The sequence below is a fragment of the Kitasatospora sp. NPDC056184 genome, assembly GCF_042268405.1.
GTDB lineage: Bacteria > Actinomycetota > Actinomycetes > Streptomycetales > Streptomycetaceae > Kitasatospora.
The window spans coordinates 117,166-132,333 of sequence record NZ_JBHJUI010000002.1 but is presented as its reverse complement, the minus strand read 5'-3'; the positions used below and the strand labels follow the sequence as shown (position 1 = coordinate 132,333).

Annotated in this window: 14 protein-coding genes and 1 pseudogene; 10 read left to right on the top strand and 5 right to left on the bottom strand. The window is 72.4% G+C overall.

Translation table 11 applies throughout. The features are described 5' to 3' along the window. Positions 1 to 115: 115 nt before the first annotated feature. Both ACFC0B_RS05670 and ACFC0B_RS05665 read left to right on the top strand, forming a co-directional pair. Positions 116 to 2,254: a HEAT repeat domain-containing protein gene (locus tag ACFC0B_RS05670; RefSeq protein WP_376082697.1), complete on the top strand. Its 2,139-nt coding sequence runs from the start codon at positions 116 to 118 to the stop codon at positions 2,252 to 2,254. Between the two features lie 328 nt (positions 2,255 to 2,582). Further along, positions 2,583 to 4,568, top strand: a complete 1,986-nt coding sequence (locus tag ACFC0B_RS05665; RefSeq protein WP_376082694.1) for an FG-GAP-like repeat-containing protein — start codon at positions 2,583 to 2,585, stop codon at positions 4,566 to 4,568. 168 nt (positions 4,569 to 4,736) lie between these two features. On the opposite strand, the gene ACFC0B_RS05660 is transcribed toward ACFC0B_RS05665, so the two are convergent. Beyond that, positions 4,737 to 5,228, bottom strand: a complete 492-nt coding sequence (locus tag ACFC0B_RS05660) for a DUF4265 domain-containing protein (protein ID WP_376082691.1) — start codon at positions 5,226 to 5,228, stop codon at positions 4,737 to 4,739. Positions 5,229 to 5,527: 299 nt separating this feature from the next. Beyond that, positions 5,528 to 7,624, bottom strand: coding sequence for an NAD-dependent DNA ligase LigA (gene ligA, locus ACFC0B_RS05655; RefSeq protein WP_376082688.1), 2,097 nt, complete (start codon positions 7,622 to 7,624; stop codon positions 5,528 to 5,530). A gap of 421 nt (positions 7,625 to 8,045) precedes the next feature. Between ligA and ACFC0B_RS05650 the strand changes: the two genes are divergently transcribed. The 3 genes from ACFC0B_RS05650 (at position 8,046) to ACFC0B_RS05640 (ending at position 9,348) form a co-directional block, all read left to right on the top strand. Continuing rightward, positions 8,046 to 8,426 carry a hypothetical protein gene (locus ACFC0B_RS05650; protein ID WP_376082685.1) on the top strand — a complete coding sequence of 127 codons (381 nt, stop codon included), beginning with the start codon at positions 8,046 to 8,048 and terminating at the stop codon, positions 8,424 to 8,426. An 83-nt stretch (positions 8,427 to 8,509) separates the two neighbouring features. Further along, positions 8,510 to 8,887 carry a hypothetical protein gene (locus tag ACFC0B_RS05645; protein WP_376082682.1) on the top strand — a complete coding sequence of 126 codons (378 nt, stop codon included), beginning with the start codon at positions 8,510 to 8,512 and terminating at the stop codon, positions 8,885 to 8,887. Between the two features lie 104 nt (positions 8,888 to 8,991). Next, the gene (locus ACFC0B_RS05640) at positions 8,992 to 9,348 is read left to right on the top strand and encodes a hypothetical protein (RefSeq protein WP_376082679.1); all 357 of its coding nucleotides are present in this window, start codon (positions 8,992 to 8,994) and stop codon (positions 9,346 to 9,348) included. Between the two features lie 143 nt (positions 9,349 to 9,491). On the opposite strand, the gene ACFC0B_RS05635 is transcribed toward ACFC0B_RS05640, so the two are convergent. After that, positions 9,492 to 9,914: a hypothetical protein gene (locus ACFC0B_RS05635; protein WP_376082676.1), complete on the bottom strand. Its 423-nt coding sequence runs from the start codon at positions 9,912 to 9,914 to the stop codon at positions 9,492 to 9,494. Between the two features lie 504 nt (positions 9,915 to 10,418). Between ACFC0B_RS05635 and ACFC0B_RS05630 the strand changes: the two are divergent. Both ACFC0B_RS05630 and ACFC0B_RS05625 read left to right on the top strand, forming a co-directional pair. Continuing rightward, positions 10,419 to 10,736, top strand: a pseudogene (locus tag ACFC0B_RS05630) (hypothetical protein); the annotation flags it as partial. 75 nt (positions 10,737 to 10,811) lie between these two features. Next, on the top strand, positions 10,812 to 11,294 hold the full coding sequence (locus ACFC0B_RS05625; protein ID WP_376083586.1) for a DUF4240 domain-containing protein: 483 nt from the start codon (positions 10,812 to 10,814) through the stop codon (positions 11,292 to 11,294). Between the two features lie 188 nt (positions 11,295 to 11,482). Here ACFC0B_RS05625 and ACFC0B_RS05620 read toward each other — a convergent pair whose 3' ends face one another. Beyond that, a complete protein-coding gene (locus ACFC0B_RS05620; protein WP_376082674.1) occupies positions 11,483 to 12,517 on the bottom strand; it encodes a hypothetical protein in 1,035 nt (344 codons plus the stop codon). 128 nt (positions 12,518 to 12,645) lie between these two features. Between ACFC0B_RS05620 and ACFC0B_RS05615 the strand changes: the two genes are divergently transcribed. After that, complete coding sequence (locus ACFC0B_RS05615) at positions 12,646 to 12,903, top strand: DUF6221 family protein (protein ID WP_376082671.1); 258 nt, start codon at positions 12,646 to 12,648, stop codon at positions 12,901 to 12,903. A 246-nt stretch (positions 12,904 to 13,149) separates the two neighbouring features. Here ACFC0B_RS05615 and ACFC0B_RS05610 read toward each other — a convergent pair whose 3' ends face one another. Continuing rightward, positions 13,150 to 14,001 carry a LysR family transcriptional regulator gene (locus tag ACFC0B_RS05610; RefSeq protein ID WP_376082668.1) on the bottom strand — a complete coding sequence of 284 codons (852 nt, stop codon included), beginning with the start codon at positions 13,999 to 14,001 and terminating at the stop codon, positions 13,150 to 13,152. Between the two features lie 81 nt (positions 14,002 to 14,082). Between ACFC0B_RS05610 and ACFC0B_RS05605 the strand changes: the two genes are divergently transcribed. Then, a complete protein-coding gene (locus ACFC0B_RS05605) occupies positions 14,083 to 14,568 on the top strand; it encodes a cupin domain-containing protein (RefSeq protein ID WP_376082666.1) in 486 nt (161 codons plus the stop codon). Further along, positions 14,565 to 14,924, top strand: coding sequence for a DoxX family protein (locus ACFC0B_RS05600; RefSeq protein WP_376082663.1), 360 nt, complete (start codon positions 14,565 to 14,567; stop codon positions 14,922 to 14,924). Before ACFC0B_RS05605 ends, ACFC0B_RS05600 begins: the two co-directional genes overlap by 4 nt. Positions 14,925 to 15,168: the final 244 nt, after the last annotated feature.

Sequence of the window (15,168 nt, the reverse complement as noted above, 5' to 3'; positions counted from 1 at the left end):
GGTGGGACCGGGACCGGGGCTTCCGGTGGAGTACGGCCCGGCGCCACCGACCCCCCTCCCGAGCCGGACGTCGGCCCTCCCCGCGGTGTCGGTCCCGACTGCGAGGATCGCGCCCATGGACCTCTCCACCGCCCTCGCCGGGCTCGACGACCACCCCTGGGCGAGCGTCTCCGACGCCTACGGCCCCGCCGAGGAGCTTCCCACCCTGCTGCGCGCGCTCGCGGGCGACGACGGCGAGGCGGCCGAGGAAGCGCTGTCCGAGCTGTACTCGTGCGTCCTGCACCAGGGCACCGTGTACCCGGCCGGCGCGGACGCGGCACCCTACCTGGCCCGGATCGCCGCGGCCGGGATCCGTCCGGCGGACGTTCTGCGCCTGCTCGGCGGGCTGGCCGGAAGCGAGGACGAGTACGGGGTCGGGAGGGGCGGCGTCCGGGCCGCGGTCGGCGAGCAGCTCCCGCTCCTCCTGCCGCTGCTGGCCGACCCCGACGCCGCCGTCCGGCTGACCGCCGCCTGGGCCGTCGGCCACACCCGCCGGGGCGGGGCCGTGACCACAGCCCTCCGGGACCGCTGGACGACCGAGACCGACCCGGACGTACGCGCCGAACTCCTCGTCGCGCTCGGCCGGTCGGACCTCTCGACGGCCGCCGCCGAGGCCGACGCGCTGCTCGGCGACGACACCCCCGTCCCGGTGCGGCTGGCAGCCGTCCTCGTCCACCTGGACAACCGCGAGCACTGGACCGCCGCCCACCACAGCGCCGCGCTCAGCCTGCTCCCCGCCAGGGGCCTCACCGTCGACCGCTACACCTTCGACCGCCGCGAGCCCCTCCACGCGATCGTCGACGCCCTGCTGCAGCGCGACACCGACTACTCCGACTACTCCGAGGACGATCGCGACGCGGCCCTCGCCCTGCTGGAAGCCGCGCTGCGCGATCCACGGGCCAGCGTCCAGGACGAGGCCCTGTGGGCGGCCGACCACGCCTGCCGCCTCTCCCGCAGCGCCCCGGCGCGGCTGCTGCCGGCCGTCGCCGCGCTCCTCCCCCACCGTGACGCGCAGAACCTGCTCGGCCTGCTCGGCCCCCTCGCCGCCGACGCCGCCCCCGCCCTCGCCCGGCTCGCCGCGGGGCCGGACGACGAGTCGGCCGACCGGGCGCTCGCCGCGCTGCTGCGCGTCGACCCCCGGCAGGCCGCCCCGCTGCTCGCCCGGCACCTCGACCGCCGCCCCCGCAGCCTCGCCACCGCGGGCCTCCGCGTCCCGGCCGTGCCCTTCGACCCGGACCTGCTCGCCGCGGTCCGCTCCCGCCTGGCCACCGACGGACTCGACCACAACGAGACGTCCGCCCTGGTCAACCTGCTGCGCCGGTGGGGCCCGCCCGCCATCGCCGCCCTGCCCGAGTTGTCCGCGCTGCTCCCCCGCTTCCCCTACGCGGCATCCGCCGTCGCCGCCGTCGCCATCGCCGCCCCACCGGCCGAACGCGAGCACGCCGGAGCCGTCCTGAAGGCCGCCACCGGACCGATCGCCGTGGCCCGCGCCCACTACGACGTCACCGGCGACCCGGACTTGCTCCTGCACACGATCACCGAACAGCTCGGCTCGCCGGAGGCAGCCCTCTCACGGGAGACCGCCGAGGCGCTGAACGCGGCCGCCGACCTCGGCCCGGCCGCCGCCGACCTCCTCCCGACCCTCCCGGCCCTCGCGGCACTCCCGGCGGCGGCCCTCGCGGACGGCCCGCCGACCGTCCCCCAGTTGGACAACGCCATCGCGACGGCACGCGCGCTGTGGCAGATCGACGGCGACGCCGAAGAAGCCGTCGACATCCTCGCCGCCGTCCTCGACCACACCGCGGACAAGAACCCGTGGCACCGCTGGACCGTCGTCCGCGCGCTGCGCGCCGCCGCCGCCCTCGGAACGGCGGGCCACCCGCTGGTCCCCCGGCTGGAGCGGCTGCTCGACGACCCGGAGAAGGCCGCTGCCGCCGCCCTCGCCCTCGTCGACATCGAGCACCCCGACACCGTCGATCCCGACCGGCTCGCCGAGGCCGTACTCCACGCCGTCGAGACGGGCGCCGACACCGCCGGAGGCTGCGAGGCCCTCCACGTGCTCGGCCCCGCCGCGCTGGACGGCGCCCAGCGCGGACGGGTCGCCGACCTCGCCGAGACCGACCGCAGGATCACCGGCCCGGGCCTCGCGGACGAGCTCATCGGCGAGGACGAGCGGTTGCGGGCCCTCCTGGCCGAATTCCTGCACACGCAATGAGTCGCACACTCACCGGATAATCCACCCCAACCCGGCGAATCGAACCGGGCAATAGGGGCGCCGCTGCCCAAAGGTCGATCAGATGCCCTCCGAGGACGTCGATCGGGATGCTTCCGCCCGGGCCGCCGACCCCGTTAGCCTGCCTGTCATGCACGCGTTCGAATCATGCGTCCGGGCATGTGGTGACGCCCCATCAGGCGGGCGCCACAGAATTCGGGTTCGGCCGGCGAGCATTCCCGGCAGAACCCTGGCGCATGCTCCAGCGCGACCGACATCTCCAGGCCAGGGGGGGAAAATGAGAACTGTTCGAATACGCCACCGGATCAGCATGCTGGCAGTCGCGGTGCTGACCGTCGCGGGGTCCGCCGTATTGGTGCCGCCGGGAGAGGCGGTGGCCGTGTCCGGTCCCACCGACCATGTCGTCTTCTGGAACAAGGTCCTGCTCGATGCCTACCGGCAGACCCGCAATACCGGTCCCGGACCTTTGGCGCACGCGGGAGCCGTGATGCACACGGCGATCTGGGACGCGGTGGACTCCGTCACAGCCGCCGCCGATCGCCGGTTCCGTCCGTATCTGACCGTGGTGCCGGCTCCCCGTACCGCCTCGGTCGAGGCCGCGATCGACCAGGCCGCGCACGACACCCTCGTCGGACTCTTCCCCGGCTTCAACCCCGGCCACGACTTCGCCGCCGACTTCAGCCAGGCCCTCGCCACGGCACGGGCCACCATCCCGGCCTCCGTCACCGAGGCGGCCCGCAACCAGGGAGCCGCCGTCGGGAGCGAGGTGGCCCGGGTCGCGGTCGAGAGCCGGCCCGGCACCACACCCGCCTGGGACGCGTCGTACACCCTGGACAACGTGCCCGGCGCCTGGCGGCCCACAGACCCGGGGCAGTCGGCCCCGACCAATCCCCACTGGGGCCTGCTCGCTCCGTTCGCCATGACCTCCGGCGCACAGTTCCGCCCCCAGCCTCCCGCGCAGGCCACCTCCTACGCGGCACTGCTGGCCGACCCCGCCTACGCCGCGCAGGTCAACGAGGTCAAGTCCCTGGGCTCGGCCACGTCCACCACCCGCACCGCCGATCAGACCAAACAGGCGTTCTTCTGGGCCAACGACGTCGACGGCACCTACAAGCCGCCCGGCCAACTGTTCGACATCACCCAGACGGTCGCCCAGCAGAAGGGGCTGACCCAGACGGAGAACGCCAGGCTGTTCGCTCTGGTCGCGGTGGCCCTGGCCGACGCCTCGATCGTCGCCTGGGACGCCAAGTACGCGGGCAGCATCGACCTGTGGCGCCCGCAGAGCGCGATCCGGCTCGCGGACCCGGGCACCAGCCCGGCCATCACCCCGGACCCGGCCTGGCAGCCCCTGTCCGTCAACCGGGCGGGCCAGCACTTCAGCCCGCCCTTCCCCGCCTACGTCTCCGGACACGCCACCTTCGGCGCGGCCTGGGCCGGGGTGATGCGCGGCATCTTCGGTGACCAGGTCACCTTCACCGCCACCACCGACGACCCCCAAGCGGTGGGGGCCACCCGCACCTTCACCACCTTCACCGCCGCGGCCCGGGAGAACGCCCTGAGCCGTATCTACCTCGGCGTGCACTACCGCTGGGACGCCGACGCCGGAGTAGCGGCGGGCAACTCCCTGGGCGCCTACGTCCGCGGCAACGTTCTCACCCCGGCACCGGCCTACGTTCCCGGCACTGGGTGGACCTTCGCGGGAACCGCCGACTACGACGGCGACGGCTACTACGACACCATCGCTCGGGACGACGCAAGCGGCAGCCTCTACCTCTTCCCCGGGGCCGGGGACGGATACAGCAGCCGGGCACGCGTCGAGATCGGAATCGGCTGGCAGAACTTCACCTTCGCGGGCGTCGCCGACTACACCGGCGACGGAAAACCCGACATCATCACCCGCAACAACGGCAACGGCAACCTCTACGTCTACCCCGGAACCGGTGGGACGGGCTACCTCGCCGGCGGGGTCGAGATCGGTTACGGCTGGCAGGACTTCACGTTCGCGGGTGTCGCGGACTACACCGGCGACGGAAAACCCGACGTCATCACCCGCAACAACGGCAACGGCAACCTCTACATCTACCCCGGAACCGGCGGCACCGGCCAACTCAACCCCGCCACAGAAATCGGCAACGGCTGGCAGAACTTCACCTTCGCAGGCGTCGCCGACTACACCGGCGACGGAAAACCCGACATCATCACCCGCAACAACGGCAACGGCAACCTCTACATCTACCCCGGAACCGGCGGCACCGGCCAAGTCACCGCCGCCACAGAAATCGGCAACGGATGGTAGCCCACTGACCCAGCCCCAGGGCACAGGACGGGCAAAGAACATCCTGTGCCCGCCGCCCCGCAGAGAGGGACCCCGGGCGCCGTCGCCCGGGGTCCCGCCCGTACTTCGTTCGACTGCCGAGGAGGACCGCTTCGCGCACTTGAGCGTGGCGGTCGGGGCCGAGACTCGTCAGGAGCGGGCCGAGAAGGGCTGGCTGGCCGACCATTCCCAGAATGCCTGGCCCTTGTTCTCCAGGTCTTCCATCACCGCGATCAGTCCGGCAGCCTCGATCCCCTTGGGTATGTCGACTGCGACGAAGCGCTCACCACTCCATTCACTCAAGAGCCCCGACGCGAGAATTTCGGCCTTGACCCTGTCAGCTGCCTGTTGAAGATCGGCGGTCGGCAGGTCCGGGATGAACAGCAGCCGGAGGTTTCGATGCCCACCGGTCCTGAGCACCTCACTGACGCAGTCGTCGTCGGCCAGCAGGACGGTGTCACCCAGGGCGAGGCCGTAGGTGAAGAACGGAATGCACGCGACGTCATAGCTTCCGTCGTCGTTCGCCGGCTTGAGCCAGAGCTGTTCGATCTGGCCTTCCATGCCGAAGGGCGCCAGGTCGACCCGTGCGATGTAGTTGCTCGCAGAGCGCCCGACCGGACCCTCATGGACGATGAACCTCATGGAACGCGCTCCCCTCAGCAGACTGCGTGTCCGCAATGATGCCGTCATGGGTCAGGGGACGTGTGGCCAGGGCAGGGGCCGACCTCGTCGTGAGTGGCTCTGACCCTCGTCGGGTTGATGTCCCCACTCGGCCGGCACGGCGCTCTCCAGGCCAGTCGCGCCGAGCCGTCTGGAGACCTCCGCCTGCCGCCGCGGCCTGCTCGCCGGCCCGGGCGGCCGGGTCCGACGGAGGTTCGGAGCGGGCTGCCCGCGCCGAGCTCGGTAGGGCCGACCCGCAGGCGGCCGACGGCGCCGGGGCGCTACGGCAGGTAGGCGGAGACGCGGTCGGCGAACTGGTCCGGGGTGAGGATCGGGATGCCGAGCGACTCGGCCTTCGCCCGCTTCGAGCCGGCCTTCTCCCCCGCGACGAGCAGGGTGGTGCGGCCGGACACCGAGGACGAGGCCTTGCCGCCGGCGCGTTCGACGAGCTCGTTCATCTCGTTGCGGGAGAGGGCGGCGAGCGGACCGGTCATGCTGCCGGTGACGACGACGGCCTCGCCCGAGAGCGGACCGGCCCCGACCGGCTGCGCCGCGCCGTCGGCGTCGCCGTCCGCCTTCTCGCCGTCCGCGTTCTCGCCGGCAGCAGCGTCCGCCCCGGCGGCCGGCGCCTGGGGCTCGGTGACGGCGGTGCCGACGTCCTGGGCGGCGAGCTTGTCGAGGAGGGGCGCGAGGTCGGCGAGTTCGGCGACGATGACGCGGGCCTTCTCCGCGCCGATGCCGTCCACGGCGGCCAGCGTCTCGGCGTCGGCGGCGCGCACGGCGGCCATGGACCCGAAGTGCGCGGCGATGCGGCGGGACATCGTGCGCCCGGTGCCGCGCACGCCGAGCGCGCAGAACACCCGGCCCAGGGGGCGGCTGCGGGCGGTCTCGATCGCGGCGAGCAGGTTGTCGGTACTGGTGTCGCCCATCCGCTCCAGGGCGAGGAGCTGGTCACGGGTGAGGGTGAACAGGTCGGCGATGTCGGCGACCAGGCCCGCTTCGACGAGTTGGACGGCGCGGGTGCGGCCCAGGCCTTCGATGTCGAGCTGGTCGCGGCCGGCCGCGTAGATGACGGAGGCGACGGCCTGGCAGTCGCGTCCGCGGGTGCAACGCCAGCGCTGCTCCCCGGTGTCGATGGCGTCGCCGCAGCGGGGGCAGGCCTCGGGGAAGGCGATCGGCCGCTCCTCGCCGGTGCGCTGGTCGGCGAGCGGCGCCTCGACCCGCGGGATGACGTCGCCGGCCCGGTAGACGAAGACCTGGTCGCCGATCCGCAGGTCGCGCCGGGTGATGTCGGCGGGGTTGTGGAGGGTGGCGTAGGTGACGGTGACGCCGTCGATGTCGACGGGTTCGAGGACGGCGCGCGGGGCGATGATGCCGGTGCGGCCGACGTTCCACTCGACGTCGAGCAACCGGGTGACCTTGTGCTCGGCGGCCAGCTTGCGGGCCACCGCCCAGCGCGGGGCGCGCGACCCGGAGCCGGCGTCCCGCTGGTCGGCGGCGGAGTCGGCCTTGACGACCACGCCGTCGATGCCGAACGGCAGGGCGGCGCGCAGCGCGGCGATCTCCTCGACCCGCCGCTGCACGTCCTCCGGGGTGGCGCAGCGCTGCGGGTGGGCGGGGGTGGTGGCGGCGGTGTTCGCCCCGAGGGCGGCGAGCCGTTCCAGCAGGGCGCTGTGGCCGAGGTCGTCGTCGAGGCCGACGGCGCCGTAGGCGTAGAAGGTCAGCTCGATGCGGTAGGGGCGGTCCTTGGCGCGCAGGGTGCCCGCCGTACCGCTGCGGGGGTGGGCGAACGGTGTGGCGCCGTGCTCGGCGCGCAGGCGGTTGGCGTGTTCGAACTGGTCGTGGGTGAGCAGGACCTCGCCGCGCAGTTCGACGTCGACGGGTTCGGCGAGCGCGGCGGGAAGGCCCAGGACGGCGTCGGCGGCGTGGCTGATGTCCTCGCCGGCCAGGCCGTCACCGCGGGTGAGGAGCTGGTGGAGGCGTCCGGCGCGGTAGCGGGCGGCCACCGCCATGCCGTCGAGCTTGGGCTCCACGCACCAGGCGGTCACCTCGCGGCCGAGGTTCCGCTCCAGCCCGGTGACCCACTTCGCGAGTTCCTCGGCGGAGAAGACGTTGTCCAGCGAGAGCATCGGGACGCTGTGCGGGACGTCGCCCGTGACCGCGCCGCCGGCGACCTTGCCGGACGGGGAGTCGCCCAGCACCTCGTCGGGGTGGGCGTCCTCGTAGGCGGTGACGGCCCGCAGCAGGGCGTCGTACTCGTCGTCCCCCAACGGGGTCGACCCGTCGCCGTAGTAGGCGGCAGCGGCCCGCACCGCCCTGTCGACGGCGTCGGCGTAGTCGGCCGGGGAGGCAAGGGCGGCAGCGGTGTCGTCGGTCATGCGGGCATCATGCCGGGCGCCACTGACAGTGCCGTTCCGGAGGGCGACCGCACGGGCGGGGCGCGCGGCGGCCGGGAACCGCCTGCTCGGCCTGAGCTGTCCCGTGGCCTCGACGGCACACCACGCCGCAGCCCTCGTACGGGTGATGTGCCGAACCGTTCTCGTCCCCGGTCCTTCCCCGGACCCGGCGAACCAGCCACATCCGCCCCTGCCGCGCGGACCTCACATGTCCCGGACACGGCGGGTGACCTGCCCGGACACCGGCGGGGTGTCCGGGACAGCCCCCGGGTCTTGTCGTCCGTGCCGGGAGGCGGGAAACCTCGACGGCGGCCCGGTGAACCGCCCTGGACGACCGGTCGGGCCCGAGGAGAGGTCGTCGCAACTCTTTCCCTGGAGACGTCATATGACCATCGGTCGACGTGTGTCCGTATCGGTGGCCGCCGCCGTGCTGGCGGGTGGGCTGACCGTGGCGCTGGCGCCGTCCGCCAGTGCCGCCGGGGCCGTGTACACGGGCACCTCGTCCAAGGGCGGCTACGGGATCGCGGAGATCAGCGCCACCCGGTACTTCTACGCCTGCGACCTCGGCAGTGCGGACGGCCTGAGGGTCGTCGCGCACCTGTGGCCCGACGGCCACTCCTACCAGTGGGTCCAGGACGCCAACGGCTCCAACGGCAGCTGCGGCTCGGGCATCCAGCTCAGTCTGCCGATCGGGACCGGCTACACCCTGCGGGTGTGCCTGCGCGACGGTGCCGACGGCATCGACCAGCTCTGCCGTCAGGAGCGCGGCACCATCCTGACCTGACGATCCGCGCCGTTCGAGATACCCATCCGCCCGGCCGTCCGGCCGGACGACGGAAGCCTACCGAGAGGTACACCGTGCGTTCTTTGAGGAAGATCGCGGCCACCGGCGCCGTCGGCGCCGTCCTGGCCCTCGGACTCGCCACCGCCCCCGCCCAGGCGGCGCAGCCGGTGCCGCCGGCCGGGCCCCCGCAGTCCCTGGCGGCGCTCTGCCCGTGGACGGGCATCGACCTGGTCACCGCGGAGGGGACCATCGTCAAGGACCAGGCCGCCGTCCACAACGGCCCCGCCGCGAGCTGCAAGGTCATCGGCCACCGGCCGCTGAACAGCGGGGTCGAGATCTACTGCAAGTACGTGAACAGCTCGGGGAACCTCTGGTACGCCACCACCATCGGATGGATCTACGGCCCCTACGTGCGGGTCGACAAGGTCTCGAACCCGCTGCCCAACAACGGCTACTGCTGACGGGGACGGCGAAGGCCTGACATCTCGTCCCGGCACCCCGAACCGCCGGATCCGTCGCACGCTCCCCGCACCCGCACCCGCACCCGCAATCCCCTGGAGATCACATGCTGAAGAAGACCGCCGGTGCCCTCGGCGCCGCGATGCTGCTCGGTCTCGCCCTCGGCGGCACCGCGTCGGCGGAGGCCGCTCCGGCGGCCCCGGACACCGTCTCGGCCGCGCCTGCCGGGATCACGGCGGTGTCCGGCCGGTTCTACGTGGACGGTGTCAACATCCGGAACAGGCCCGACCTCACCGCGAAGATCAACGGCCTCGGGTACGTCAAGCACAAGGTCACCGTGTACTGCGGCACTCGCGGCCCACTGGAGACGTACTGGTGGCGCATCACCGACACCACGACCGGTGTGTCCGGCTACATCGAGCAGGGCGTCGGCGGTCCGAGCGTCGGCGTCCCGACCTGCTGAGAGACGCACGCCCCCGACCGGCCGCCGGCGACAGCTGACTCCCGGGGCAACGGGGAGTGGCGGTGCACGGACTGCCCCACACAGGCCGTGCACCGTCGCCGGTCCGCGCGCTCGGCCGCGGGAACCCGTCGGGACGGCGGGCGTCAGGAGGCGGCCGCGCGCGCCGCCTCCAACTCGGCCACCAGCCGCTTGACCCGCCTGTTGGTCCTGCCCGAGCTGTGGCCCGCCAGCATGTGCAGCTGGTCCGTCCCGCCCGAGGCCAGCACCAGCTCCGGGACGTCGGAGGAGTAGACCCTGCCCTTCAGAACGGCGACCCGCACCTCCCGGACGTCCGCCCACGCGTACGAGCGCGCCCCGAGCAGCCCGGAGTACCTCAGCCCGGTCGGCCCGTAGGAGACGCCGAACACCGGCGCGCGGAACGTCAGCACCGCACCCGGGACGCCGAGGATCACGACCGGGATCAGGGACTCCACCTCCGCGCGGGCCCACTTCGTCACCACACCGATCGCGATCACCACGGCGACCAGCAGGCACGCACCGCCCAGCACGAAGTAGGTGAGCGACAAGGCCGTGGGCCTCCTCCACGTCCGCATGTCCGCGCTCCTTTCCGCCGTACGCCACCCCGTCCGAGGTCCGATGCACCGCCACCAGCCCGTGGACAAGCATACGAACGGCGTCGGCGCCGCCGGGAGCAGCAAAGCGGCGAGATCCGCGGCGCCTGTTTCCGGTTCGCTCAGGACCTGTGATGCGACTTCCTCCGTCGGCTGATCCAGAGGGACCACGACGGGTGGTCGCGTTGGCCGATCAGCATCGGTGGTGAACTCTGGACCTGCTCGCCACCGACCTTCGTCCACTGGCGGGTGGGGCAACTCCCTTGGAAGGCCGGACTCGACCCGGCCACCGACGAACCGGATCCCTACGCCGACACGTTCCCTCGCCGGCGGGGCTCAGCGGCTCACTCACTCGGAGTCGACGCCCCCTGAGCAGCGTCGACTCCAGCCCCGATGTCAGAGGTGGCTGCCATGCTGCCAGCGGAAGAGAACCGCGACGGGTGGCAAGGGCTGAGTGCGATGGGTTTGGTTGGACAGGTCTGGCGTCTGGTGCGCCGGGACGATCTGGTGGGCGAGATCGTGGTCGAGGAGACCGACTTTCCCTGGCTTCGCGGACGCTTCGTCGCGGGGCCCGCCTTCGCCGCGGTCGAGCCACTGTTCGCCCGGTCGGCGGCACTGGCCGACGCCGAGGACTGGGAAGGGTTCGACGACGTCTACGACGAGATCACGAAGACCCTGTCCCTGGTCTCGCCCTCGGGTCCCGTCGCCGAGTTCCTGCTCCACATCCAGGACGGACATTCCTGGTTCCGGTGGAGCGACGAACCGTTCGACGACGAGGAGGGCGACGGTGATTCCGTCGTGCAGGCTCCGAGCGCGCCGCTGAGCGGTGACGTGGACCCCGGCCTGCCGGTGATGACCTGGGAACGGTTCTGGCAGCTCATCGAGCTTCTCGGTGGCACGGCTGGTACCGAGACCTGCCAGGGCGTCGAAGAGGGCTGCTCACGTCTGACCGAGCTTCTCTCCGGCGAGCCTGCCGACCAGATCATCGGCTTCGGCGAGCGGCTCGCCGAGGCGCTCTACCGCTTGGACCAGGAGCAGTTCGGAACCCTGCCGATCTTCGGGAAGGTGCTGCCCGACGGCTCACCGTTCCCGCAGTCGGACGACCACTTCCTCTACACGCGCGCCGCGGTGGTGGCCGCGGGCCGCGATGCCTACGAGGGCGTGTTCGACGGTCCCGAGCGGTTCACACCGTTCACGGCGCGCCAGTGCGAGCAGTTGCTCTACGTGCACGAGGAGGCGTTCGAGCAGGCGACCGGGAGGGAGTGGGACCGCCTGACCCGCTACGACTACGAGTCCTGCTCGAACAGGGACGGCTGGCCCGACCTCGACGGCTGAGCACCGCCCGCCGCGGAACCGGTGATCGCCCCCCCTATCCGCGGAGCGGCGGTCGGCGAGAGGATGCCGCCACGCGAATTCCCCGTTCCTCGGATCCCGACCTGCTCGACGTCATCGGTCTTCGTCGTTCGCTGGTCGGCCCGGGTTCCTGCGCTGGTCGGGCTCTTTCGAGATGCGTTCGGTGGCGGTCATCGGGGAGCCGTCCGCCAAGGATCGTCGCACTCCACCGGACCGGGCCGGTCAGGGTGGAGCATCTCTCTGACGCAGCGCCGCAGTCCGGTCTCGTCAGATCCGCGGACGGCGGCCATCCAGGGCAAGGCGTCCATCGCTTGGGCGCGTTCCTCGGTGGTGAGGTCATCGACGACGGCACGCAGGTTGTCGGGGGCGGGTTCGTCGGTGAGGCAGAGCCAGCCGATCGCGGCGGCCAGCCGGGTCTCGGGCACCTGCGTGCCGTCCCGCCACTGCTCCCGCATCCAAGCCATGGTCGGCGGGTGGGGGTGGGAGCGGGTGGCTTCGGCGGTGGCGAGCACCAGGGCGGCGCGGACGACCGGGTCCTGCTCGGCGGCGAACCGGGTGTGGAAGGCCACACGGACCCTGTGGCCGGGGTCGCTGACGGTCGCCAGGGCGTAGGCGGTGCGGATCCGGACCACAGGGGCGGGGTCGTCGAGGAGGGGCTCCAGGAGGGCGGTGTCGGCGGTGATCGCGGCCCGGGCTGCGGTGATCGACCAGCCCGCCGGGTAGCCGGTCACCTCGATGCCGTAGTCGTCGTAGAGGTCGTCACGTCGGGTGTCGGCGCGATGGAGCAACAGGGTGTCGCGGGAGGCGACGCCGAGGTAGCGGGCGCGGGCCGGGGCGGAGGCTTCGGCAAGTGCGTCGGCACGGTGAGGGTGTCGGGAATCCGCGGCGATCCGGATCAGAAACGGTACGGCGAGCACCGCGGCGGCCCGCATGTCGTTGGCGCACATGCCGCTCACAACGCCCGTGCCTGTGCAAACGGACGAGTCGCCGCTCTGAAGCAGGTGAACGGCCTCCCTGACGTGGCCTCCCCGCGGGAAGTGCTCCCAGGGGACTTCGTCGAGCAGGAAGCCGTCCTTGGCCTCCGGCCGGATGGCTTCCACCACAGCCCGCACATCAAACGGCCCGCCCGCGAACGAGGCCAGGTCCGCCCCGTCCGTCAGCGCCCGGCACATCGCGAAGGTCGAATCGGTTCGCCACTCGTCCACGTCGCTCCGTCCCCATCACCGAGTCCGTCGAAGCCGATCATGCCCGAGTGGACCGACATCGGTGGTGGGGCTGTCATCGCCGATGTCACCGTCGTCCTCCCTCCGGTTCGGCAGGCGAAGATGGGCACATGGACGATCTACCGGGGTTCCTTCGAACTCGTATCGAGCAGGACCAGCACGCCTACGCGTACATAGCCCAGGTCTTCGGCGGAGAGGCGCTGCTCGACAGCCATCTGCCCATGCTCGACCTGATCGACATGCTGGCACGCCGGCAGATGGCGATGGACCCTGCGGATCGCCGGTCGGCCGGCCTCTCCTACGCTCTTCGTGTCCTCGCGCAGGCCTACGACGAGCACCCCGGCTACCGGGAGGAATGGCGTCCGTAGCCTGCGCCGAGAAGGCGCGTCTCGGCCGGAGCGAGGGGTGGACTGTCAGACCCGGCCGATAGGTTGCCGTTCATGACCTCCGTGAACACCATGGCCGCCCGTGCTCGCACCAGCCACCGGGCCACGGCCCCCGGGCCCGCCTCCGAGGGTGGTGCCCGCAGCTCTGCCGCCACAGTCGAGGTGATTCCCCTGTGGGCCGCGCCCCGCGTCCCCGTTCTGCCGGTGCCGCGGACGCGCTGAGGCCGGTCAGTGGCGGTACGCGGTTGTCGCGATGTCGATGAAGGAGCGGATCAGCGGGTTGGTGTCGCCTTCGTTCCAGGCCGCCACCACGCGGCTCGGCGGCAGGTCGACCAGCGGTACCGCGGCGAGGTCCGCGGGCAGGTCGTGTCCGAGCGGGGCCAGGCCGACCGTGGCGTTCCACCGGACGGCCTGTTGGCATTCCTGGACGGCGCGCACGACGGGGCCCTCGCGCGGGGTGCCGCCGTTCCAGTACGACTGCCAGAGGGGGTCGGTGCCCCGGGGGAACTGGAACCAGGGGCGGTCGCCCAGCTCGGCCAGTCGCAGCCGGTCGCGGCGGGCCAGCGGGTCGTCGGCGCGCAGGACCACGCCGACCGGGTCGGTCCGCAGGGTACGGACCGTCAGGGCGGTCTCGTCGAACGGTGCGCGGGTCAGGGCGACGTCGACCAGGCCAGCGCGCAGCCCGCAGGTCGGGTCGGTGAGGTCGGTCTCGCGGATGCGGATGTCGACGCCGGGGTGGTGCCGGCGGTAGGCGGCGGCCAGTCTGGCCGTTCCCGGGTCGGTGCCGTCGCCGAGGATGCCGACGGTGAGGGTCGCGGCGCCGGCCGCCGCGTTCACGCGGAGGCGGACGCGGTCGGCGTGGTCGAGGAGGGCCCGCGCCTCGTCGAGCAGCACGGTGCCCGCCGGGGTGAGCGTGACGCCGGTGGGCGAGCGGACGAGGAGCAGGACGCCGAGGTCGGCCTCCAGCTGTTTGATCGCCCGGCTCAGCGGCGGCTGGCTCATGTGCAGTCGGGTGGCGGCCCGGCCGAAGTGGAGTTCCTCGGCGACGGCCACGAAGTAGCGCAGGGTCCGTAGCTCCACGCTGCGACGATACCCGTGAGGTATCGGCGCTGCGAGACAGGTCTTGGACACCGCCGGAGCCCCGGCGGTGCACTGGTAGGCATGACCGAAGAAGCGAAGAGCAGCGAGCCGCAGGCCGGCCCCGCCGTCCGGGTGGTGGGGCCCGGCGAGGGCGAGAAGATCGTTCTGGGCACCACGCAGATGCGCGTTCTGGAGGACGGCAGCCACACCGGGCACCGGCTCGCGATCGCCGAGTCCGTCCTCGCGCCGCACGCCCAGGGGCCGCCGCAGCACCGCCACGGCCGGCACGACGAGGGCTTCTACATCCTCTCCGGCACCGTGCGGTTCACCGTCGGGGACGAGGACCACGACGCCGGCGCGGGCACGCTCGTGGTGGTTCCGCCCGGCACCCCGCACACCTTCGCCAACCCGACCGACCAGCCCGCCGTCATGCTCAGCACGTTCACGCCCGACCTGTACGTGCAGTACTTCCGGGACCTCCAGGAGGTGCTCGCCCAGGGCCGGCCGCTGACGCCGCAGGCCAACATCGACGCGATGGGCCGCTACGCGACCGAGCCCGCCTCGTGAGCGTCGCCTACGGGATCGTCGCGGGACCGCTCGCCCTCTTCTACCTCTACGCGGGCGCGCTGAAGGTGAGCCGCGGCCGCGACCGGCTCCGGCCGATGATGGCCTGGGTCGACCGCGTGCCGCTGCCCGCCCTGCGGGCGCTGGGGGCGGTCGAGCTGCTCGGCGCGGCCGGACTGGTCCTGCCACCGCTGACGGGCATCGCCCCCTCACTGGCGCGGGCCGCGGCCATCGGCTTCGTCCTCCTGCAGGGCGGTGCGATCGCCGTCCACCTGACCGGCGGCGACCGCCGGATCGGGCTCAACCTCGGGCTCGTCGCCGCGGCGGCCGCGACCGCCTGGCTGGCCACCGGGCTGTGACCGGGCTGTGACCGGGGCCGGCCCTCGACACCGGTCACGTAGCGGAGTCTCCAATTCCTTGACAGTTCATACGAATTATCACCACTATGGGCGCAGGTCGCCGTGATCTCCGGCCGACCACCCCCCACACCGAAGGAGACAGACATGCGGAAGATGAGCATCCGTAAGTCCGGCACCGTCGCGCTGACCGGCAACACCCGCCGGATCTGGTTCGAGTGGTGCTGGTAACTCCGGCGCACCACTG